Here is a 19143-nt window from a genome sequence, read left to right as displayed (position 1 = left end):
GCCGTCCAGTGCGCTTTTGACGATCGTAGGGCGGGAGGCGAAAATAGTAGGTGGATTTTCCGTATTGCCTGCGTCGTTTCCCCGCGTCTGTTTGCCGAAACTTTACTTGTCGAGTGGGATGCAAAAAGATATTTGATGCAAATCAAATACGCATTCTCTTAGCTCGTTATATGTCTTGAGCTTAAATTGAGTGCATCGGTGCAATTTCGGATCTTCCGGAAACGGTGCCATGAAAGACGTTCGACCGTTGTGAACAAGGTCGGGCAAGTAAGGAGAAACCGGTGGACTATAGTGCTCAGCTTGATTCAGCGATCGCAAGGCTACATGACGAAGGCCGCTACCGGACTTTCATTGATATCGAACGGCGCAATGGCCACTTTCCTCATGCTGTTCGGACGCGTCCTGACGGGTCGCAGCAGGATATCACCGTATGGTGTGGCAACGACTATTTGGGTATGGGGCAACACCCGGTCGTACTAAACGCGATGCACGAGGCCGTTGACGCCGCCGGAGCTGGTTCGGGCGGCACGCGTAACATCTCGGGGACGACTGTGTATCACAACCAGCTTGAAGCCGAGCTTGCTGATCTGCACGGAAAAGAAGCGGCGCTGCTGTTCACAAGCGCTTATATCGCCAATGACGCAACGCTGAGCACGCTGCCAAAGCTGTTTCCGGGTCTGATCATCTATTCTGATGCATTGAACCACGCCTCAATGATCGAAGGTGTGCGCCGCAATGGAGGTGCCAAGCGCATATTCCGCCACAATGATGTCGCCCATCTGCGAGAGTTGCTTGAGGCTGACGATCCCAAGGCGCCCAAGCTGATCGCATTTGAATCCGTGTATTCGATGGACGGTGATTTTGGCCCGATCGAAGAAATCTGCGACTTGGCGGATGAATTCGGCGCGTTAACCTACATTGATGAGGTCCACGCTGTCGGCATGTACGGCCCGCGCGGAGGCGGTGTGACAGAGCGGGATCGTTTGGCGCATCGTATCGACATCATCAACGGTACATTGGCAAAAGCTTTTGGCGTGATGGGTGGCTACATTGCCGCGAGTGAAAAGATGTGCGACGCCGTACGCTCTTACGCGCCGGGCTTCATCTTCACGACCTCTCTGCCGCCTGCGGTGGCAGCAGGCGCAGCGGCGTCTGTCGCGTATCTGAAGAGTGCGACAGAACTGCGCGAACTGCATCGAACTCAGGCACAGATCCTCAAATTGCGCCTCAAGGGGCTGGGACTGCCTTTGATTGACCACGGCAGCCACATCGTTCCTCTGATCGTCGGTAACCCGGTCCACACCAAAATCCTGAGCGATCGGTTGCTGGACGACCATGGAATTTACGTTCAGCCGATCAATTTCCCGACGGTTCCGCGTGGAACCGAGCGCTTGCGATTCACCCCGTCGCCGGTGCATGGGCCCGACGAAATGAACCGTCTGGTGGTCGCGATGGACGAACTTTGGTCACATTGTGCGCTAAATCGCGCCGAACTTGCTGGTTAACCTAACGCCAAAGTGTGCAACTTGTTTGTCGCGTGTTAAGCTTACGCTAACAAAATCAGTGATCGAATCATTTAGGCAGTGATTCGGCGCTAGCGTAAAACACGCGTAGGCAAAATGGGGCAGCAGGGATGATTGGGCGCAGATCTCAGCGCGAATCCGAAGACGACGTTGACGTCCGGCCGAAAGGCTATGACGATTATGAGGTGCGACTTGGTGATATGATGCGCGGCGAACGCGCCACTATGGGCAAATCTCTACTGGATGTTCAGCGAGAACTGCGGATCAAGGCCAATTACATCGCAGCCATAGAAGACTCTGATCCAGATGCCTTCGACACACCCGGCTTCATCGCCGGGTACGTGCGTTCTTACGCGCGTTATCTGGGTATGAACCCTGATGAGACATTTACGGCCTTCTGCAAAGAAAGCGGATTTGAGGTCGCGCACGGCATGTCCGCAGAGGCGTCCGTTGTCCGTAAGCCGGTGGGCGGCTTGCCCGCCCGGGGTCCGATGGGCCGTGACCCGTTCATTTCGCCCAATACGCCGTATATTCCAGGCAAAGAGTCTCTGGTCAGCCAAATTGAACCTCGTGCGATTGGATCGTCCGCCGTGCTGTTGGCTTTGATCTGCGGTATTGGCTACGGCGGGTGGGCAGTTCTGAACAAAATCCAGCAAGTGCAGGTTAGCCCGGTTGAACAAGCCCCTGTCGTTCTGTCCGACCTTGACCCGCTAAATGTCGCGCGTGCTGTCGGGTCAGTGGAAGAGGTGGCGACCATTCAAACCCCCAGCGCCGAAGCACTGGATCGTTTGTATCGGCCACAGGCCCTGGATGTTCCCGTGCTTGTCGCACGTGACGCACCGATTTCGACACTTGATCCGCGTTCGGTCGGAACATTCCTTCCGCCAGAGCCGCCAAAGATCGAAGTGGCCGAGGTGCACACTGTCGAACGCCCGGCACTGCCGCAGGTGGTTGAACAACTGGACACGACGCTCAAAATCGTAGCCGTCAACCCGGCATGGATGCGGGTTACAGCCGCGGATGGCAGTATCATATTCGAAGGCACTCTTGGCACGGTCGAGCAGGGCAACACGTTCGAAGTTCCGCTTACAGAAGAACCTCCGCAACTGCGCGCCGGGGCGTCCGGTTCGGTATATTTCTCGATGAACGGTGAACATTTTGGCCCTGTTGGAAATCCTGGAACGGTCGCAAAAGGCGTAATCCTGTCCAAGGATGCCGTGGCTGAGCGTTACGATGTTGCCGATCTTGAGGCTGAACAGAATAGCGCCCTTAAGCGTTTGGTCGCCGAATTGCAGGCTGAGGCGCTGCAAGACCCGGCTGAGTGATCTTGCCATTGCGGAGCCTTGGCAGGCGAACTATTTAAAGCTGCAACTCAGGCTGCCTTGGACCCGATCCCATGTCCCTTAATCACGTTCGCCCGTGGCGAAACATCTATCGCCGCAAGTCCCGTCAGATCATGGTTGGCAGTGTTCCGGTTGGGGGCGATGCGCCCATCGCCGTGCAGACGATGACGAACACCCTGACGACGGATGTCGCGGCGACCGTGGCGCAGGTTCAGGCGGCGGCCGAGGCAGGAGCGGATATCGTTCGGGTTTCGGTCCCTGATGAGGCGTCCTCAAAGGCCCTGAAGGAAATCGTGCGCGAAAGCCCGGTTCCGATCGTTGCCGATATCCATTTCCACTATAAACGCGGGATCGAGGCTGCTGAGGCAGGTGCCGCCTGCCTGCGGATCAATCCGGGCAACATCGGTGATGAAAAACGCGTGCAGGAGGTTATCAAGGCCGCGCGTGACCACGATTGCTCGATCCGCATCGGGGTTAACGCTGGGTCTTTGGAAAAGCACCTGCTTGAAAAATATGGCGAGCCGTGCCCCGACGCGATGGTCGAAAGCGGATTGGAACATATCCGCATTCTACAAGACAACGACTTTCACAACTTCAAGATCAGCGTGAAAGCCAGCGACGTGTTCCTGTCAGCCGCCGCCTATCAGGGTATTGCCGAGGCCACCGACGCCCCCATCCATCTGGGCATCACCGAGGCCGGGGGGCTGGTCAGCGGCACAATCAAATCGGCCATCGGTCTGGGCAATCTGCTGTGGATGGGTATCGGCGATACGATCCGTGTCAGCCTGTCCGCCGACCCGGTCGAAGAAGTGAAGGTGGGCTATGAGATTCTGAAATCTCTGGGCCTGCGCCATCGCGGCGTGAACATCATCTCGTGCCCATCCTGTGCGCGGCAGGGATTCGACGTGATCAAGACAGTTGAAGCATTGGAGCAGCGACTGGAACACATCAAGACGCCCATGAGCCTATCCATCATCGGCTGCGTCGTGAACGGGCCGGGTGAGGCGCTGATGACCGATGTTGGCTTTACCGGCGGTGGAGCCGGTTCTGGCATGGTGTATCTTGCGGGTAAGGCCAGTCACAAGATGTCTAACGATCAGATGATCGAGCACATCGTAGAAGAGGTCGAGAAGAAGGCCGCCGAACTGGATGCAGCCGCAGAAGCTGCGGAATAGCGTCGTTTCGGTTTTCGTTTAGGGCGGACTGTTTCTAACGAAAAACCTTGCCTGTCAGCAGGAGACGTCATTCTTTTGCCAAACTTAACCTGAAAAACGTCCTTTAGGTTGAGCAGTTCAAGGCATTTTCAAATGAAGTTTCTTTTAAGCGTGGCCGCAGCTTCCTGTGCCATTCTGACGGCGTGCAGCAGTGGATCAGACGAGTACGACAGGTATCCCCGGGACGTGAATGTTCCGGTCCCGGAAAACGCCATAAACACCAAGTTGCGCTATCTCTCGGCTGATCTCGCGCCGTATAATCAGAGTGGTACAGTCACAAGCATCATCGTGACCCTCGGGCCCGGCGGACAGTCAAAGCCGCCCAAGGACACGCCTCTGGTGCTGGCAGACCCGGCATTGGCTGCACGGGTTGCGGCATCCTTGTGGGACGGAAGCGACTCTCGAGCCGCGATGAGCCTTGCACAGCATGTCGCGCGTTCGACGTATTGCCGCTCTGGTCCAATTACCCCCAACAACGGTGTTCGCCGGATTTCGAACCCGCAGGACATTAGCGCCGTTCTCGCAGAAAGTCAGAAGCAGGGGCGTGATGTCGTTCCCGCAGGTATCAAGGGAACGTCCTTGCCTGCCGCGCAATTTCGGTCGGATGGCACGAACAGGTGGGTTGTTTGGCTGAAATGCGACGCGCCCTTTCCGTACTAAGCGCGTGTTGCACAAAGAATGAGCGGAGGCGGGTGATGGTCCGCCTCCAATCAAATTAGCCCTGTTCGGCGCGCACGACGTTTGCGATCTCGATCATCTGGTCAGCCGTCAGGTATCCGCGCAGCATCTCGGTTCCCAGAACAAACGAAGGCGTGCCGGAAATCTGCATGCGCCGCGCCAACTCGCGCGTTTGGTTGATCTCATTCGTCACCTGATCACTGTTCATCGCTTCGAGGATTGCGTCGCTGTCCAGACCCAACCCGTCCGAGATACGGCGCAGGGTCACTTCGGACGGCTCGCCGCCGAATTCCAGAAGTGCGTCGTGAACCTGTTTGTAAGCGTCGTCGCCAGCCACATGTTTGGTTGCAACGGCAAAGCGTGATGACAGGACCGATGCATCGCCCAAAATCGGAAACTCTTTTATAACCAACCGGATATTGCCGTCTTCTGACAAAAGCTCGGCCACTTCGGGGACGGCCCGGCGGCAATAGCCACAGCGATAGTCCATGAACTCGACCAGGGTGATATCGCCGTCCGGGTTGCCGCCAACCCAGCTATATCCATCATTGAACAACTCATCGGCGTTGGCGCTCACCAACTCCTTGTCGGCCTGTGCTTCGGCCACTGCATTTCGCTGCTCAAGGATATTGATGGCCTCGATGATCACTTCCGGGTTTTCCAGAAGATACTCGCGAACCTGTTCTCCGAATTGTTGCTTTTCAGCCTCGGTCATGGCGTTCAGGTCCAATGCCTGAGCGGGGCCTGTGATCAACGAAAGCCCCAGCAGGGCTGGCGCAGCGTGTCTGAGGATCATTTTCGTTTCCTTTTTGTTTTCTTAGCTTGTTCTGAGGCAATCAGCACATCCTGTGCACGTTGCCAACCAGGTGAGCCTTCGGGCAATTGCCCGACAGCCCGTCTTGCGTGAACACCTGCATCTGCCAGCCGACCTTGCAAGGCATATCTTTCGGCCGTCACGGCCGAGGCCATGCCTTTGTTGCCGACTTTCGCATATGCAACGCCCAAATCCTGCATCAATCGGGCGTTTCGGTAGTCTCTATTTCTTGCCTTTTCAAGGGCTTGTAAGGCGTTATTGGTCTGACCTTGCGCCAGGAGCGCCCGACCGTATCCGGCAAGGATCAGCGCATTGTTGGGGGCCAGATCCACTGCCTTGCCATATGCAGCAACCGCGTCCTGTACCTTGCGGTTTTCCAACAATATTTGCCCTTTGAGTTCGTAATAAAATGGATCATCGGGCCGAATATCCAGTGCTTGGTTGATTGCGGCTCTGGCGTTCGCCAGATCGCGGTTCTGGTGATAGGCCGCCGCTTCGCGCATGAGGCGGATGTCCCGCGCGCTTTCTTCCTTAGCCCGGCGCATGGTCCAGGTCGGTGACCGTAGAAAGGCCGACAGTTTACCCTTTGTGCGCGCGAACCAGTAATCAGCACTTTGGTTGGGTTGCGCTTTATCTCCGAATTCTTCCATGAAAGCTTCGGCAGCCCGCAGGCGCTCACGGCTGGTGGGGTGCGAGCGCATGTAGGGGTCTTGATTGATTGTGCTTAACAGTTCCTGTCCCGCAAATTTCTGGTGCAGCGCAACCATTCCGCTGGGCGAGATACCCGCCCATCTGAGATAGCTGGCAGCACTGCGATCAGCCGAAGATTCTTCGGCACGGGTATGTGCCAGAAAACTGCGCAGGGCCGAGCCGGAGGTGCCCGCCGCGATGCCAGCAGCAGCCTCGCCACCGCCCGCAGCGGCCACCACAAGGGCAAGTGCGGTTCCCAACTGCGCGTTCTTTTGCGCGGCTTTCAGGTTCTCCACCCGCCGTGCCAGATGGCCATTGGCGATATGCGCGGCTTCGTGTGCAATCACCGCCTGCAGCATTTCCGGGCTTTCGACCGTCAGGATCAGACCGTAATTCAGGTAGATCGCGTTATAGTCGATGACGAAGGCGTTGAACGTGCTGTCATTCACCACCAGAATTTGCACACGATTGGTGTTCAGCCCCGCTGCGCGCAAGACGGGAAATGCCAGTTCACGCAGCCCGTATTCGATATCGGGGTCACGGATCAGGCTTTGCGCTGCGGTTTGAATGGCGCTTGAAAACCATGTCACTGCGATCAGCAACAGGGCCGGGATTGACGCCAGCCTGGATACGCGTTCAAAAGCCATGGCTGCAACATGGGAGATGGGCATGAGAAACTCAACCCGGTCCGGGGTCGATCCCTTTATCGTGATGGACGTTATGGAGGCCGCGCGCCGGGCTGAAGAGGCCGGACGCACCATCATTCACATGGAGGTTGGCCAACCGGGAACCGGTGCGCCGCAAGGGGCGACTGATGCTCTGGCAAAGGCCATGAAAGAAGGGCCACTGGGGTACACGGTTGCTCTGGGCCTTCCGGCTCTGCGGCAGCGGATCGCGCGGATGTTTGGTGAATGGTATAACGTCGACCTCAACCCCGAGCGTGTTGTGGTCACGCCGGGCTCATCAGGCGGATTCCTTTTGGCCTTCACGGCGCTATTTGACAGCGGCGATCGTGTCGGTATAGGCGCGCCGGGTTATCCGTCCTACCGGCAGATTTTGAAGGCTCTGGGGCTTGTGCCGGTCGATCTGCCAACCGCGCCGGAAAACCGTCTCCAGCCTGTGCCGTCAGATTTCTCGGGGCTTGATCTTCAGGGGCTTATGGTCGCGTCGCCAGCCAATCCAACTGGGACAATGCTAGATCATACGGCGATGCAGGCGCTTATCGGGGCCGCGCACGAGCAGGGCGCCTCGTTCATCAGTGATGAGATTTATCATGGGCTGGAATATGAGGCCAAGGCCGTCACAGCGTTGGAAGTGACGGATGAATGCTATGTGATCAATTCGTTCTCGAAATATTTCTCGATGACGGGCTGGCGTGTGGGCTGGATGGTTGTGCCCGAAGATCAGGTGCGCGTTGTCGAGAGGATCGCCCAGAACATGTTCATCTGCGCGCCGCACGCCAGTCAGGTTGCGGCTTTGGCCGCGATGGAGTGCGAAGATGAATTGCAGGCAAACCTTGATGTCTACCGGGCCAACCGCGCCCTGATGCTTAAGGGGTTGCCCAAGGCAGGCTTCACGAACATCGCACCGCCTGACGGGGCATTTTATGTCTATGCCGATGTGTCCGACCTGACGCATGATAGCCGTAGCTTTGCTGCGGAAATCCTTGAAAAGGCGGGTGTGGCGGTCACTCCGGGTCTCGATTTCGATCCTGTGCGTGGCCATACGACATTGCGGTTTTCCTACGCCAGATCGACGGCAGACATAGAAGAAGGCCTGTTGCGTCTGCAGCGGTTCATGGCTGAACGCTCTGTGTCGGTGGGTTGAGCGCGGGGCGTTCACAAGCGGGCGTTGTTCGGCTAAGCTGGGCGTCAAACGATCTCGGGAAAACTTGAGGCCATGAGCAGGATTCTATTCGCCATTGCGCTGATCTGGGCGCTGAAAGGTGCTGCCGTTGCGCATGATTTCAGCGCGCTTGCACGCGTGTTGCCCGATGACAGCCGTGTCGCTGATAACGGGCGCGCCGGAGTTCAGGTGCAACTTGGTCTCAGTCAGGGCGTGCCATACCGGGTTTTCACCCTGCGCGATCCCTATCGAATGGTTCTGGATTTCCAGGAGGTCGACTGGACCGGCCTGGACCGCGACAGCTTTTTGCAAACGGATCGAGTCAGTGGGGTGCAGTATGGGGCCTATGTGCCCGGGTGGTCGCGCATGGTTCTGGAGCTTGGCGCGCCTTTGGCGGTTGAGACTTCGGATATGCGCGTCGATCCGGTAACGGGTAAGGCGCAGTTGATTTTGGACTTGAAAGGGACTGATTTTGATACGTTTTCCGCCAGTGCGGGCGCGCCGCGCCAGCCCGGTTGGGATCTGCCGGAAGCATCGGTTACCCCTCCGGCGCGGGATGAGGACGGAACGCGCCTGCTTCGGGTGATGCTGGATCCTGGGCACGGCGGGATCGACCCCGGTGCCGAGGTTGATGGTCTGAACGAAAAGACCCTCATGCTGACCTTTGCGCGCGAGCTGCGCGAAATGCTGTTGCGTGCTGGGGGATACGACGTGGTCATGACACGCGTCGACGATCAGTTCGTGTCGTTGGAGCGCCGCATCACGCTGGCGCATCGGGCAGGTGCTGACGTCTTTATCTCGTTGCATGCAGACATTCTGTCCGAGGGGCGGGCGCACGGTGCTGCCGTCTATACTCTGTCCGAGGATGCGTCGGATGTGGCCAGCCTCAGACTGGCAGAGCGTCATGATCGCGGCGATCTGATATCTGGAATTGATCTGAGCGGTTCGGACGATCAAGTGGCGGATGTTTTGTTGGACATGGCCCGCAGGGAAACCAAGCCGCGCACCGACGCGCTTGCGCGAGCTTTGGCCGAAGGGATGACACAGCAGGGTGGGCCGATGAACAACCGCCCGATCCGAACGGCCTCGTTTTCGGTGTTAAAGGCGGCTGACATCCCATCTGTTCTGATTGAACTGGGGTTTCTGTCCAGCCCCAGAGACCTTGAGAACATACGAAACCCTGAATGGCGTACCGGTATGGCGCGCGGCATTCGCGACGGGCTGGAGCGCTGGCGTCAGGATGATCTGGTCAGACGGTCACTTATTGGGCAGTGACCCTGCGGCGCAAAACGGCTAATATTGGCCATCGTGTTTTGACCCCGGGCAGGGGCATCACTATATAGGCGGCACCGCGAGCAAAAGGCAGTAACGTGATCCGTTTCATTCTATCCATTTTCGGGGCGATCTTCAGCCTCGTGACATTGGGCATTTTTATGGCCGCACTGGTGATTGGTGCGGTCTTTTGGATGTATGGGCGCGATCTGCCCAGCCATGAATCGCTGGCGCAGTACAAGCCGCCGACGATCAGCCGGATTTATTCCGGCGAGGGTCAGTTGATCGACGAATTCGCGCAGGAACGCCGCCTGTTCACACCGTCCGAGGAAATCCCTGATCTGGTGAAGCAGGCGTTTATCTCGGCCGAGGACAAGAATTTCTACACCCATCAGGGCTATGACCCGCGCGGTATCATTGCGGCGGGTGTCGAAGCGGTGAAATCCAAGGGTGAGAATGTGCGCGGGGCGTCCACGATCACCCAGCAGGTGATGAAGAACTTTTTGCTGTCCGGCGACCGTCGGGCCGAGCGAAAGATCAAGGAAATCATCCTCGCCACGCGGCTTGAGGATACGCTGGACAAAGAACAGATCCTTGAGCTGTATATGAATGAAATCTTTCTGGGTCAGAACTCATATGGTGTGACCGCAGCGGCCCAGACCTATTTCAACAAAACTTTGCAGGAACTTGCCCCGCATGAGGCGGCAACCCTTGCCGCCATGCCCAAGGCACCGTCCGATTTCCACCCGGTGCGCGAGAAAGACCGCCTGTTGGCCCGCCGCAACTATGTGCTGCGTGAGATGAACCAGAACGGGTATATTGATCAGGCGACCTATAAGGCAGAAACCAACATGCCTCTGCGCTCGGTCCAGAACGGTGATTTCGAAAGCTTCCGCACCGCTTTGCCGCCGCGTGATTACTTCACCGACGAAATCCGCCGCCAATTGAGTGAGGATTTTGGTGAGGGCGAATTTTTCACCGGTGGCTTTACCGTCCGCGCCTCGGTTGACGAAGAGATGCAGGTCGAGGCGGCCCGTGCCTTGCGTGTAGCTTTGCAAAAATACGACCGTTCCCGCGGTAAATGGCGTGGCACGGGCGAGGTGATCCCTGAAGACAAGCTGACGGATGAGGTGCAGTGGCGCGAGGCGCTGGCCATCACCGAAGTCCCGCGTGACGTGGTCCTGCCAACGCAATGGTATCCTGCCGTCGTTTTGAATGTCGCCGATCAGTCATTGACCGTGGGTATTGAAGACGGCCCGGCAGACGGCACTGTCCCGCGCTCTGACATTCAGTGGATGCAGGGTAATTTTCAGGACAATTTCAAGCGCGGTGACGTTATCCTGGTCATGGCCGGGGAAGAGGGCCAATGGTCCGCCCGACAGGTGCCCGAAGTACAGGGCGGTTTCGTCGCGATGGACGTAAACTCGGGGCGTGTTCTGGCGATGCAGGGCGGGTTCTCTTATCAGGACTCTGTGTTCAACCGAGCGACGCAGGCGCAACGTCAGCCGGGGTCGAGCTTCAAGCCCTTCGTCTATGCCGCGGCGCTTGACAGCGGATACAGCCCGGCAACGATCGTTGTGGACGCCCCGATTGAGGTGAATACCCCGCAAGGTTTGTGGCGGCCCAAGAACTCGTCCAACAAGTTCTACGGCCCGACTCCGCTGCGCACCGGGATTGAACAGTCGCGGAACCTGATGACCATTCGTTTGGCGCAAGAGGTCACGATGCCGGTGGTAGCCGGATACGCCGAACGCTTTGGTGTGTATGACCGGATGGGTGCGTTCCTTGCCAACTCTTTGGGGTCCGAGGAAACGACGCTTTACAAGATGGTCGCAGCCTATGCGATGTTCGCAAACGGGGGCGAGCGGGTTGAACCGACACTGGTTGACCGGATTCAGGATCGGTTCGGTAAGACAATCTACCGCCACGATGACCGGCAATGTCTGGATTGTAACTCAAGCTGGCTGGAACCGGACGAGTCGCCCACCATCGAAACCAACCGTAGTCAGGTCATGGATGCGATTACAGCTTATCAGTTGACCTCGATGATGAAGGGCGTTGTCGATCGCGGTACAGCGTCGAGCCACGTCAATCTTCCGGTGCCGACGGCTGGCAAAACCGGCACGACCAATGAATCCAAGGACGCTTGGTTCATTGGCTTTACATCAAACATCGTCGCTGGTTGCTACATTGGATATGACCGCCCGCGCCCGATGGGGCGGGGGGCGTACGGTGGCACGATGTGCGGCCCGGTGTTCCAGAGCTTTATGGAAAAAGCTGTCGAAAAGTATGGTGGAGGCCCGTTCGAAGTTCCCCCGGGTGGGCATTTCATCAAGATTGACCGCTTCAGCGGCGCGCGCCTGCCTGCGGATGCAACCGGCGAATACGTTGTGGCCGAGTATTTCCGTGACGGCGTAGATGGCTTTATCGACCGCGTTTACGACGGCGGTTTTGCAATGGGATCAGATCTGCCTTTGTTTGAAGAGGTCCACAGCTCAGGCCGTCAGGTGACCACATCGACAGGCAACACAGTCACCGTCGGCCCAAATGCCAGCCAGGGTGAGTTGCAGGGCGGCGGGCTATATTAACGATGCGCAGTATTCGGGGTCACGCCGTCTTGTGGTGACCCCACGCACTTGCTATCACGCAGGCCTGATTGAGCAAGTTGGGACGTAACCATGCGCGCCGAAACCCAGAATATCGTGGCGGAAATCGAAAAGTCTCTGGAGCTGCTTGCGCAGCGCATGGACTATGAAACTGCGCCGCACCGGTTGGAGGAATTCAACGCGAGGGTTGAGGACCCCAACCTCTGGGACAGCCCGGAAAACGCGCAGAAACTGATGCGCGAGCGTCAGATGCTAGTAGACGCGATCGAGACATATGAGTCGATCAAGACGGATTTGAGCGACAATATCGAACTGATCGAACTGGGCGAGATGGAAGAGGACAACGAGGTTGTCGAAGACGCCGAGTCTGCGATCAAGTCCTTGCAGGCCAAAGCCGCCAAGAAAGAGCTTGAGGCGCTGTTGGACGGTGAGGCGGACAGCAACGACACCTTTCTCGAGATTAACTCGGGCGCGGGCGGCACAGAAAGCTGCGACTGGGCGTCAATGCTGGCGCGGATGTATGTGCGTTGGGCCGAGAAGAAGGGTTACACGGTCGAGCTACAATCTGAGACCGCCGGAGAAGAAGCGGGGATTAAGTCCGCCGCTTACAAGATTTCCGGCCATAATGCCTATGGCTGGCTGAAGTCGGAAAGCGGTGTGCATCGGTTGGTGCGGATTTCGCCCTATGACTCGGCGGCCAAGCGGCATACCTCGTTCAGTTCGGTCTGGGTTTACCCGGTGGTGGACGACAATATCGAGATTGAGGTGAATCCGTCGGATATTCGAATTGATACCTATCGGTCTTCTGGCGCAGGTGGTCAGCACGTGAACACCACGGATTCTGCCGTGCGGATTACGCACATCCCAACTGGCATTGTTGTGACGAGTTCCGAGAAATCGCAGCACCAGAACCGCGATATTGCGATGAAGGCCCTGAAATCGCGCTTGTACCAGCAAGAGCTGGATCGCAGGAACGCCGATATCAACGCCGCGCACGAGGCCAAGGGTGACGCAGGTTGGGGTAACCAGATTCGGTCTTACGTGTTGCAGCCCTATCAGATGGTCAAGGATTTGCGGACGAACCACGAAACTTCGGACACCAAAGGTGTACTTGATGGTGATCTGGATGAGTTCATGGCGGCGACGCTGGCGCTGAACGTGGCGGGCAAAAGCCGGTCCGAGGCGCAGGGCGATTAAGCTGGGTAGGGGGCGCTGCCCCCGCCGCGGCAAGCCGCGACTCCCCCGGGATATTTTGGGCCAGATGAAGGGGATCCCCAGGTTCCGGGTGACCGGGAAAGATACATCTAAACAGTGGGTTTTATTGACAGGGCGCCCCCGTTAGGCTGATCACCACAGAGTGATGCGAATGCCAAAGAGCCCCGAATGGACCTAAGACAAACGAGCGCGACTGCATTGTTGGCAGAGATGTCCGGGCGACGTGTTTCAGCAGTCGCCGTTATGCGCGCAACCCTGGACAAAATCGCTGAGGTCAACGGAGCTTTGAATGCTATCGTTGCTTTGCGCGACGAAGATGATCTGATGGCAGAGGCGCGGGCCTTGGATGAGGGGCCGATCAAAGGACCGCTGCATGGGTTGCCCGTCGCTGTCAAAGACCTTGTGAATGTGGCGGGGATCCCGACCTCGCAGGGGTCGCCATTATTCAAGGATGATGTGCCTGACGAGGACGACCTGATCGCGGCGCGGATGCGGGATGCTGGTGCGATATTGATCGGTAAGACTAACACGCCCGAATTTGGGCTTGGGTCGCATACGTTTAACCCTGTCTACGGGGCTACACGAAACCCCTATGACTCGGAACGATCCTGCGGTGGATCATCTGGAGGTGCTGCTGTTGCGTTGGCCACCGGGATGGTCGCGTTGGCGGATGGGTCGGACATGATGGGCAGCCTACGCAACCCGGCTGCGTGGAATAATGTCTACGGGTTCCGCCCGTCGTGGGGGCTCGTGCCGGCACAGCCCGTTGGGGATGGATTTCTGCACCAACTATCGACATTGGGGCCTATGGCCCGAAGCCCTGAGGATCTTGGGCTTTTGCTGGACGTGATTTCCGGCCCCGACAAGCGGCAGCCTCTGAGCGCGCCAGTTCAGGCCGTATCACCGGTTACACCGGCTGATCTGAAAGGGGTGCGCATCGGCTGGTTGGGGGATTGGGGCGGCGCATTTCCGTATGAGGATGGAATTTTCGATCTTTGTGAGGATGCGCTGAAGGTTTTCTCGCGCTTAGGGGCCACTGTTGAAGCCGTGGATGCGCCATTTGAGGCCGAGAGGATGTGGAAAAGCTGGGAGACTCTGAGGTCATGGAGTGTGGCCGCGGGTCTTGCACCGCTTACCGAGCACAGGTCGATGCTGAAGGATACAGCCCAGTGGGAGCTTGATCGCGGGCTGGGGTTGACTGCAATGCAGGTGCATCGGGCAAGCCTCGTGCGGTCGGATTGGTTCCGTCGCGCAGTTGAGGTGTTTGACGAATTTGATGTCTTAGCCCTGCCTTCTGCGCAGGTTTGGCCTTTTAATCTGGATACGCCGTACCCAACCGAAATCGCCGGGAAAAAGATGGATACCTACCATCGGTGGATGCAAGTTGTTGTGCCCGTCAGCCTGATCGGACTTCCAAGTTTGTCGGTTCCGGCCGGGTTTGGGCCCGACGGGATGCCGATGGGTATGCAGATTTTTGGACCTCGTGGTGCGGACGCGCGTGTTTTGTCCATTGGGGCTGCGTATCACAAAGCTACGAAATGGCCGCAGAAGCGACCCGCCTGACGAATTCGGGTGGAATAAGGGGAGGAGAGACTGAGAATGGAAAAGCCTTTTGGCGTTCCGAAGATGGGGCCCGTCACGACGGACATGCTGCGCGAGGCCATGCGCCGGGCCTGGGTGGATTTTCGTCGCGCGCCGATGTTCGGGTTGATGTTTGCCGGCGTTTACGTGGTGGCGGGTTGGGCCATTGCCTGGGTCACGATTCAGACGCAAACGTCTTACTGGCTTGTGTTGGCCGCGATTGGGTTTCCTCTGCTCGGTCCGTTTGCCGCTGTTGGATTGTATGAGGTGTCGCACAGGCTAGAGCAGAACGAGCCGCTGGGATTCGGGGCAATCTTTGGGGTGGTTGCACAACAAGGTCGGCGTCAACTGCCATCTATCTGTGCGATCATCGTCGTGATGTTTCTGTTTTGGTTCTTTCTGGGTCATATGATCTTTGCCCTGTTCATGGGATTGTCCACCATGACCAACGTATCCACCTCGCTTGAGGTGTATCTGACGCCCAATGGACTTACGATGCTGGCAGTGGGATCGGTGGTCGGGGCGGTTTTCGCAACCGTTCTTTACATGATCACGGTGCTGTCGATTCCGATGCTTTTGGATCGGGAATTGGACTTTGTGACCGCCATGATTGCCAGTTACAGCTATGTCAGCGCAAATTTTCCAGTCATGCTGGGGTGGGGCGTGTTCGTGGCTGTTCTGACTTTTGTGGCGATGGTGCCCTGGTTTCTGGGCTTGTTTTTGGTGTTGCCGCTGCTTGGCCATGCAAGTTGGCATCTCTACCGCTTGATTACTCAGGCAGAAACGGTAGAGCCGGATTAAGTTCCCAGTTCAGGCCACTATTTCTTCGGCTGTTCGTTCAGCGCGTCGGGCGGCCCTTGCCGCTGAAAGCGCCGCCTTGGGTTTGGGGCCAAGATAGCGCAGCGCAAGCCTGCGCATTGTTGTGTCATTCGCGGTGGTTTTTGACAGACAAATCGCAACGCCTCGCCATTGATCAGATTGCGCGTCGTTCCCGCGTTTCACGAGGTAAATTCGACTGTTCTGCGATGCGCGGCTGGACATGAGGATATAGATCTGGCGGCCAGCGCATGCTGCAATACCCTGAACCTCACGCAGGTTGGACGCAACGCTATCTTCTCCTGAGGGTGGTTCATAACTTCGGACCAGTGTGCATTGCGGTAGCCTGCGCGCATGCAGGACCCTGTGCCGGGTCGCATGGGGTTCGTCCAGCCCTGTCTCGGAGACAAAATAGAAACCCGCCGGAAGCAGGTTTTCCGTAAGTGTCCCGGGGCCGGAACCCAGAAATTCAGTCAGCGCCGAGGCTGCTGGGTGGACCGGAGGCAAGTCGATCTCGTCAATAGGGCGCAGAAGAATGCGCGCGTCGACCTCGAAGAAATTGCAAATCCGGTCCAGAACGTCCGGGCGCGGAAAGCTTTCACCGCCGAGATATCTGTTGAATTGCGTCCGGTTTATTCCAAGCTGGCGGCAGAGTTCGGAAACCGAGGGGTACTGCCTTGCCAATCGCCGTAGATTTGCGCCGAACATCTTGCGCAGTTCCGCCGGGCTGCGAGTGTTATTCGTCATTTGTGTCCCAGGTTCTTATTGTGACTTTGCAGGGTAACAAACAGCGCACGGGCCAACGAATGGTATTGCGCTTAATTTCACTGAATACGCTAACGGGCGCATCCCAACGCCACGCTACTCCATGAGGCTAGCGTGCAAAAGCGTAAACGCAATAGGCTTTAGTTCGTTTTGTTTGATCTTTATGGCGGTTTTCCGCAGAGGGCGGAAAAGGGAATCCCGAAATCCTGCTAGGTGCGGATTTTGGAAACAGATACCCCGCCCACGGGGTCGTCCAAGGGCGGGGTGGATATTATCAGTCACCGCGCAGCAGGGCTGCGACTCCGGTGCGGGCCACTTCGACCAATCCCAGCGGGCGCATTAGATCGGCAAAGGCGTCGATCTTGTCCGGTGCGCCGGTGATTTCGAAAATGAACGAATTCAAGGTGCTGTCGACTACGTTGGCGCGGAAAATATCGGCCAGACGCAGGGCTTCGACGCGCTTGTCGCCTTCACCGACGACCTTGATGATCGCCAATTCCCGCTCGACCGAGGGGCCTTCGACAGTCAGGTCGTGGACATCGTGCACAGTCACGATCCGACCCAACTGCGCTTTGATCTGTTCGATCACCTGTGGGGTGCCGGTGGTGACGATGGTGATACGGCTGAGATGGCCGGTATGATCAACCTCGGCCACGGTCAGACTTTCGATGTTATAGCCGCGACCAGAGAACAGCCCGATCACACGCGCCAGTACACCGGGCTCATTCTCGACGAGAACTGCTATCGTGTGACGTTCCTGAACGTCTGAAAAGGTGGGCCGTAGGTTATAGGCCGAATGGCGGGTGGCGCCTTTTTTGATATGTAGGGCAGACATTTACGTCCCTTTCATCATCTTGCGAAAACCGGGCGTCGGGCGCACGGTCAATTCCGACGAATGTTGTTAAACCAGAACCGAACCTTTGGAGTCGATCACGCCCTGCGTCTCGGCCTCGCCCAGCAGCATCTCGTTATGGGCTTTGCCCGACGGAATCATGGGGAAGCAGTTTTCGTGCTTTTCCACCAGACAATCAAAGATGACGGGGCCGTCATAGTTGATCATTTCCATGATCGCGTCATCCAGATCTGCGGGGTCGGAACACAAGATACCCTTGGCTCCGAAGGCCTCGGCGAGTTTAACGAAGTCGGGCAGCGCTTCGGACCACGAATGCGAGTACCGCTCGCCATGCAGCAGCTCCTGCCACTGGCGGACCATACCCAGACGTTCGTTGTTCAGGATGAACTGTTTCACAGGCAGGCGGTACTGAACGGCTGTGCCCATCTCCTGCATGTTCATCAGCCACGAAGCCTCACCCGCGACGTTGATCACCAGCGCGTCCGGGTGGGCCATCTGCACACCGATCGAGGCCGGGGTGCCATAGCCCATGGTGCCCAGACCACCGGATGTCATCCAGCGGTTGGGGTCTTCAAAGCCCAGATACTGCGCGGCCCACATCTGGTGCTGGCCGACCTCGGTGGTGATATAGCGGTCGTGTTTTTTGGTCAGCTCTTCAAGGCGTTGCAGCGCATATTGCGGTTTGATCGTCTTTGCGCTGTTGGTGTAAGCCAGACAGTTGACCTTGCGCCAGTCACTGATCTGTTCCTGCCATTTGGAAACTGCCGCAGCATCGGTCTTGCGACCGCGCGCTTTCCAGACCTTCAGGATATCCTCAAGAACATGCGCGACGTCGCCCACAATCGGGATGTCCACACGGATCACCTTGTTGATGGACGATGGATCAATGTCGATATGGGCCTTCTTCGAATTCGGCGAAAAGGCATCAATCCGCCCCGTGATCCGGTCATCAAACCGAGCGCCGATATTGATCATCAGGTCGCAATCATGCATCGCCAGATTGGCCTCATAAAGGCCGTGCATGCCCAGCATGCCCAGCCAGTTTTCACCCGAAGCTGGATATGCACCTAAACCCATCAGGGTCGAGGTGATGGGAAAGCCGGTCGAATCCACCAGTTCACGCAGCAACTGGCTGGCCGCAGGGCCTGAGTTGATCACGCCACCGCCAGTATAAAAGACGGGCTTCTTGGCGGTCTCCATCGCGGCTACCAGTTCGGTGATCTCTTCCAGATCGCCCTTCATTACCGGTTGGTAATGCGAGGTCGAGGGTTTCGGGCTGGTATATTCACCCGATGCGAATTGCACGTCCTTTGGAATGTCGATCAGCACCGGACCGGGGCGGCCCGAGGTGGCGACGTGGAAAGCTTCATGCATGGTCTCGGCCAGCGAATCCGTGTCCTTCACCAGCCAGTTATGCTTGGTGCAGGGGCGGGTGATGCCGACGGTGTCAGCCTCTTGGAACGCGTCCGAGCCGATCATGAAGGTCGGCACCTGACCGGTCAAAACAACGATCGGGATCGAATCCAGCAACGCATCGGTCAGGCCGGTCACCGCGTTAGTGGCACCGGGACCCGAGGTCACAAGCGCAACGCCGGGTTTTCCGGTCGACCGCGCATAGCCTTCGGCGGCGTGGACGGCCCCTTGTTCGTGACGCACCAGAATGTGGCGAATGTCGTTTTGCAGAAAAATCTCATCATAGATCGGTAGCACGGCGCCGCCGGGGTATCCGAATACCGTGTCCACGCCCTGATCCTTGAGGGCCTGAACCACCATCTTTGCGCCGGTCATCTCACGTGTCATCTGCTTTGCTCCGTTCGCGACATGTGTCTTGCGTTTTGCCAAAAAAAAGCCCCCGAGATTTTCGGAGGCGCATGGGTTGGATTATGGTTTACCGTTACCGGCCCATGCGCGTGTTTCCTACGATTACG

15 protein-coding genes are annotated in these 19143 nt (G+C 57.5%); 10 read left to right on the top strand and 5 right to left on the bottom strand.

Annotation, left to right across the window (positions count from 1 at the left end):
- Nucleotides 1-281 precede the first annotated feature (281 nt).
- The 4 genes from hemA (at nucleotide 282) to GOX73_RS16015 (ending at nucleotide 4740) form a co-directional block, all read left to right on the top strand.
- Nucleotides 282-1505, top strand: a complete 1224-nt coding sequence (gene hemA, locus GOX73_RS16030) for a 5-aminolevulinate synthase (protein WP_171126555.1) — start codon at nucleotides 282-284, stop codon at nucleotides 1503-1505.
- Nucleotides 1506-1633: 128 nt separating this feature from the next.
- Nucleotides 1634-2848, top strand: a complete 1215-nt coding sequence (locus GOX73_RS16025) for a helix-turn-helix domain-containing protein (RefSeq protein WP_171126556.1) — start codon at nucleotides 1634-1636, stop codon at nucleotides 2846-2848.
- A gap of 71 nt (nucleotides 2849-2919) precedes the next feature.
- Nucleotides 2920-4041 (top strand): flavodoxin-dependent (E)-4-hydroxy-3-methylbut-2-enyl-diphosphate synthase, encoded by a 1122-nt coding sequence (ispG, locus tag GOX73_RS16020; protein WP_171126557.1) that lies wholly within the window; start codon nucleotides 2920-2922, stop codon nucleotides 4039-4041.
- A gap of 132 nt (nucleotides 4042-4173) precedes the next feature.
- Entirely contained in the window at nucleotides 4174-4740 is a 567-nt protein-coding gene (locus GOX73_RS16015; protein WP_171126558.1) for a hypothetical protein, read from the top strand.
- 55 nt (nucleotides 4741-4795) lie between these two features.
- On the opposite strand, the gene GOX73_RS16010 is transcribed toward GOX73_RS16015, so the two are convergent.
- Both GOX73_RS16010 and GOX73_RS16005 read right to left on the bottom strand, forming a co-directional pair.
- Complete coding sequence (locus tag GOX73_RS16010) at nucleotides 4796-5554, bottom strand: DsbA family protein (RefSeq protein ID WP_171126559.1); 759 nt, start codon at nucleotides 5552-5554, stop codon at nucleotides 4796-4798.
- Nucleotides 5551-6933 (bottom strand): M48 family metalloprotease, encoded by a 1383-nt coding sequence (locus GOX73_RS16005; protein ID WP_171126560.1) that lies wholly within the window; start codon nucleotides 6931-6933, stop codon nucleotides 5551-5553. Before GOX73_RS16005 ends, GOX73_RS16010 begins: the two co-directional genes overlap by 4 nt.
- On the opposite strand from GOX73_RS16005, the gene GOX73_RS16000 reads away from it, so the two are divergent.
- From GOX73_RS16000 to GOX73_RS15975, 6 genes are all read left to right on the top strand, one after another.
- Entirely contained in the window at nucleotides 6932-8089 is a 1158-nt protein-coding gene (locus tag GOX73_RS16000) for a pyridoxal phosphate-dependent aminotransferase (protein ID WP_171135003.1), read from the top strand. The genes GOX73_RS16005 and GOX73_RS16000 overlap by 2 nt on opposite strands.
- Before the next feature lie 72 nt (nucleotides 8090-8161).
- Nucleotides 8162-9382: an N-acetylmuramoyl-L-alanine amidase gene (locus GOX73_RS15995; RefSeq protein ID WP_171126562.1), complete on the top strand. Its 1221-nt coding sequence runs from the start codon at nucleotides 8162-8164 to the stop codon at nucleotides 9380-9382.
- A gap of 95 nt (nucleotides 9383-9477) precedes the next feature.
- Nucleotides 9478-11967 carry a PBP1A family penicillin-binding protein gene (locus GOX73_RS15990; protein ID WP_171126563.1) on the top strand — a complete coding sequence of 830 codons (2490 nt, stop codon included), beginning with the start codon at nucleotides 9478-9480 and terminating at the stop codon, nucleotides 11965-11967.
- 90 nt (nucleotides 11968-12057) lie between these two features.
- Complete coding sequence (prfB, locus tag GOX73_RS15985) at nucleotides 12058-13182, top strand: peptide chain release factor 2 (protein WP_171126564.1); 1125 nt, start codon at nucleotides 12058-12060, stop codon at nucleotides 13180-13182.
- Nucleotides 13183-13368: 186 nt separating this feature from the next.
- Complete coding sequence (locus GOX73_RS15980; RefSeq protein WP_171126565.1) at nucleotides 13369-14763, top strand: amidase; 1395 nt, start codon at nucleotides 13369-13371, stop codon at nucleotides 14761-14763.
- A gap of 36 nt (nucleotides 14764-14799) precedes the next feature.
- Nucleotides 14800-15582 carry a DUF2189 domain-containing protein gene (locus GOX73_RS15975; RefSeq protein WP_171126566.1) on the top strand — a complete coding sequence of 261 codons (783 nt, stop codon included), beginning with the start codon at nucleotides 14800-14802 and terminating at the stop codon, nucleotides 15580-15582.
- Nucleotides 15583-15591: 9 nt separating this feature from the next.
- On the opposite strand, the gene GOX73_RS20790 is transcribed toward GOX73_RS15975, so the two are convergent.
- The 3 genes from GOX73_RS20790 to GOX73_RS15960 form a co-directional block, all read right to left on the bottom strand.
- A complete protein-coding gene (locus GOX73_RS20790) occupies nucleotides 15592-16344 on the bottom strand; it encodes a helix-turn-helix domain-containing protein (RefSeq protein WP_254428709.1) in 753 nt (250 codons plus the stop codon).
- A 292-nt stretch (nucleotides 16345-16636) separates the two neighbouring features.
- Nucleotides 16637-17197 (bottom strand): acetolactate synthase small subunit, encoded by a 561-nt coding sequence (ilvN, locus tag GOX73_RS15965; protein ID WP_171122214.1) that lies wholly within the window; start codon nucleotides 17195-17197, stop codon nucleotides 16637-16639.
- A gap of 66 nt (nucleotides 17198-17263) precedes the next feature.
- Nucleotides 17264-19015, bottom strand: coding sequence for an acetolactate synthase 3 large subunit (locus GOX73_RS15960; RefSeq protein WP_171126567.1), 1752 nt, complete (start codon nucleotides 19013-19015; stop codon nucleotides 17264-17266).
- Nucleotides 19016-19143: the final 128 nt, after the last annotated feature.

The organism is Ruegeria sp. HKCCD7221, assembly GCF_013031225.1.
GTDB lineage: Bacteria > Pseudomonadota > Alphaproteobacteria > Rhodobacterales > Rhodobacteraceae > Ruegeria.
This window is presented reverse-complemented; position numbering and strand designations above follow the sequence as displayed.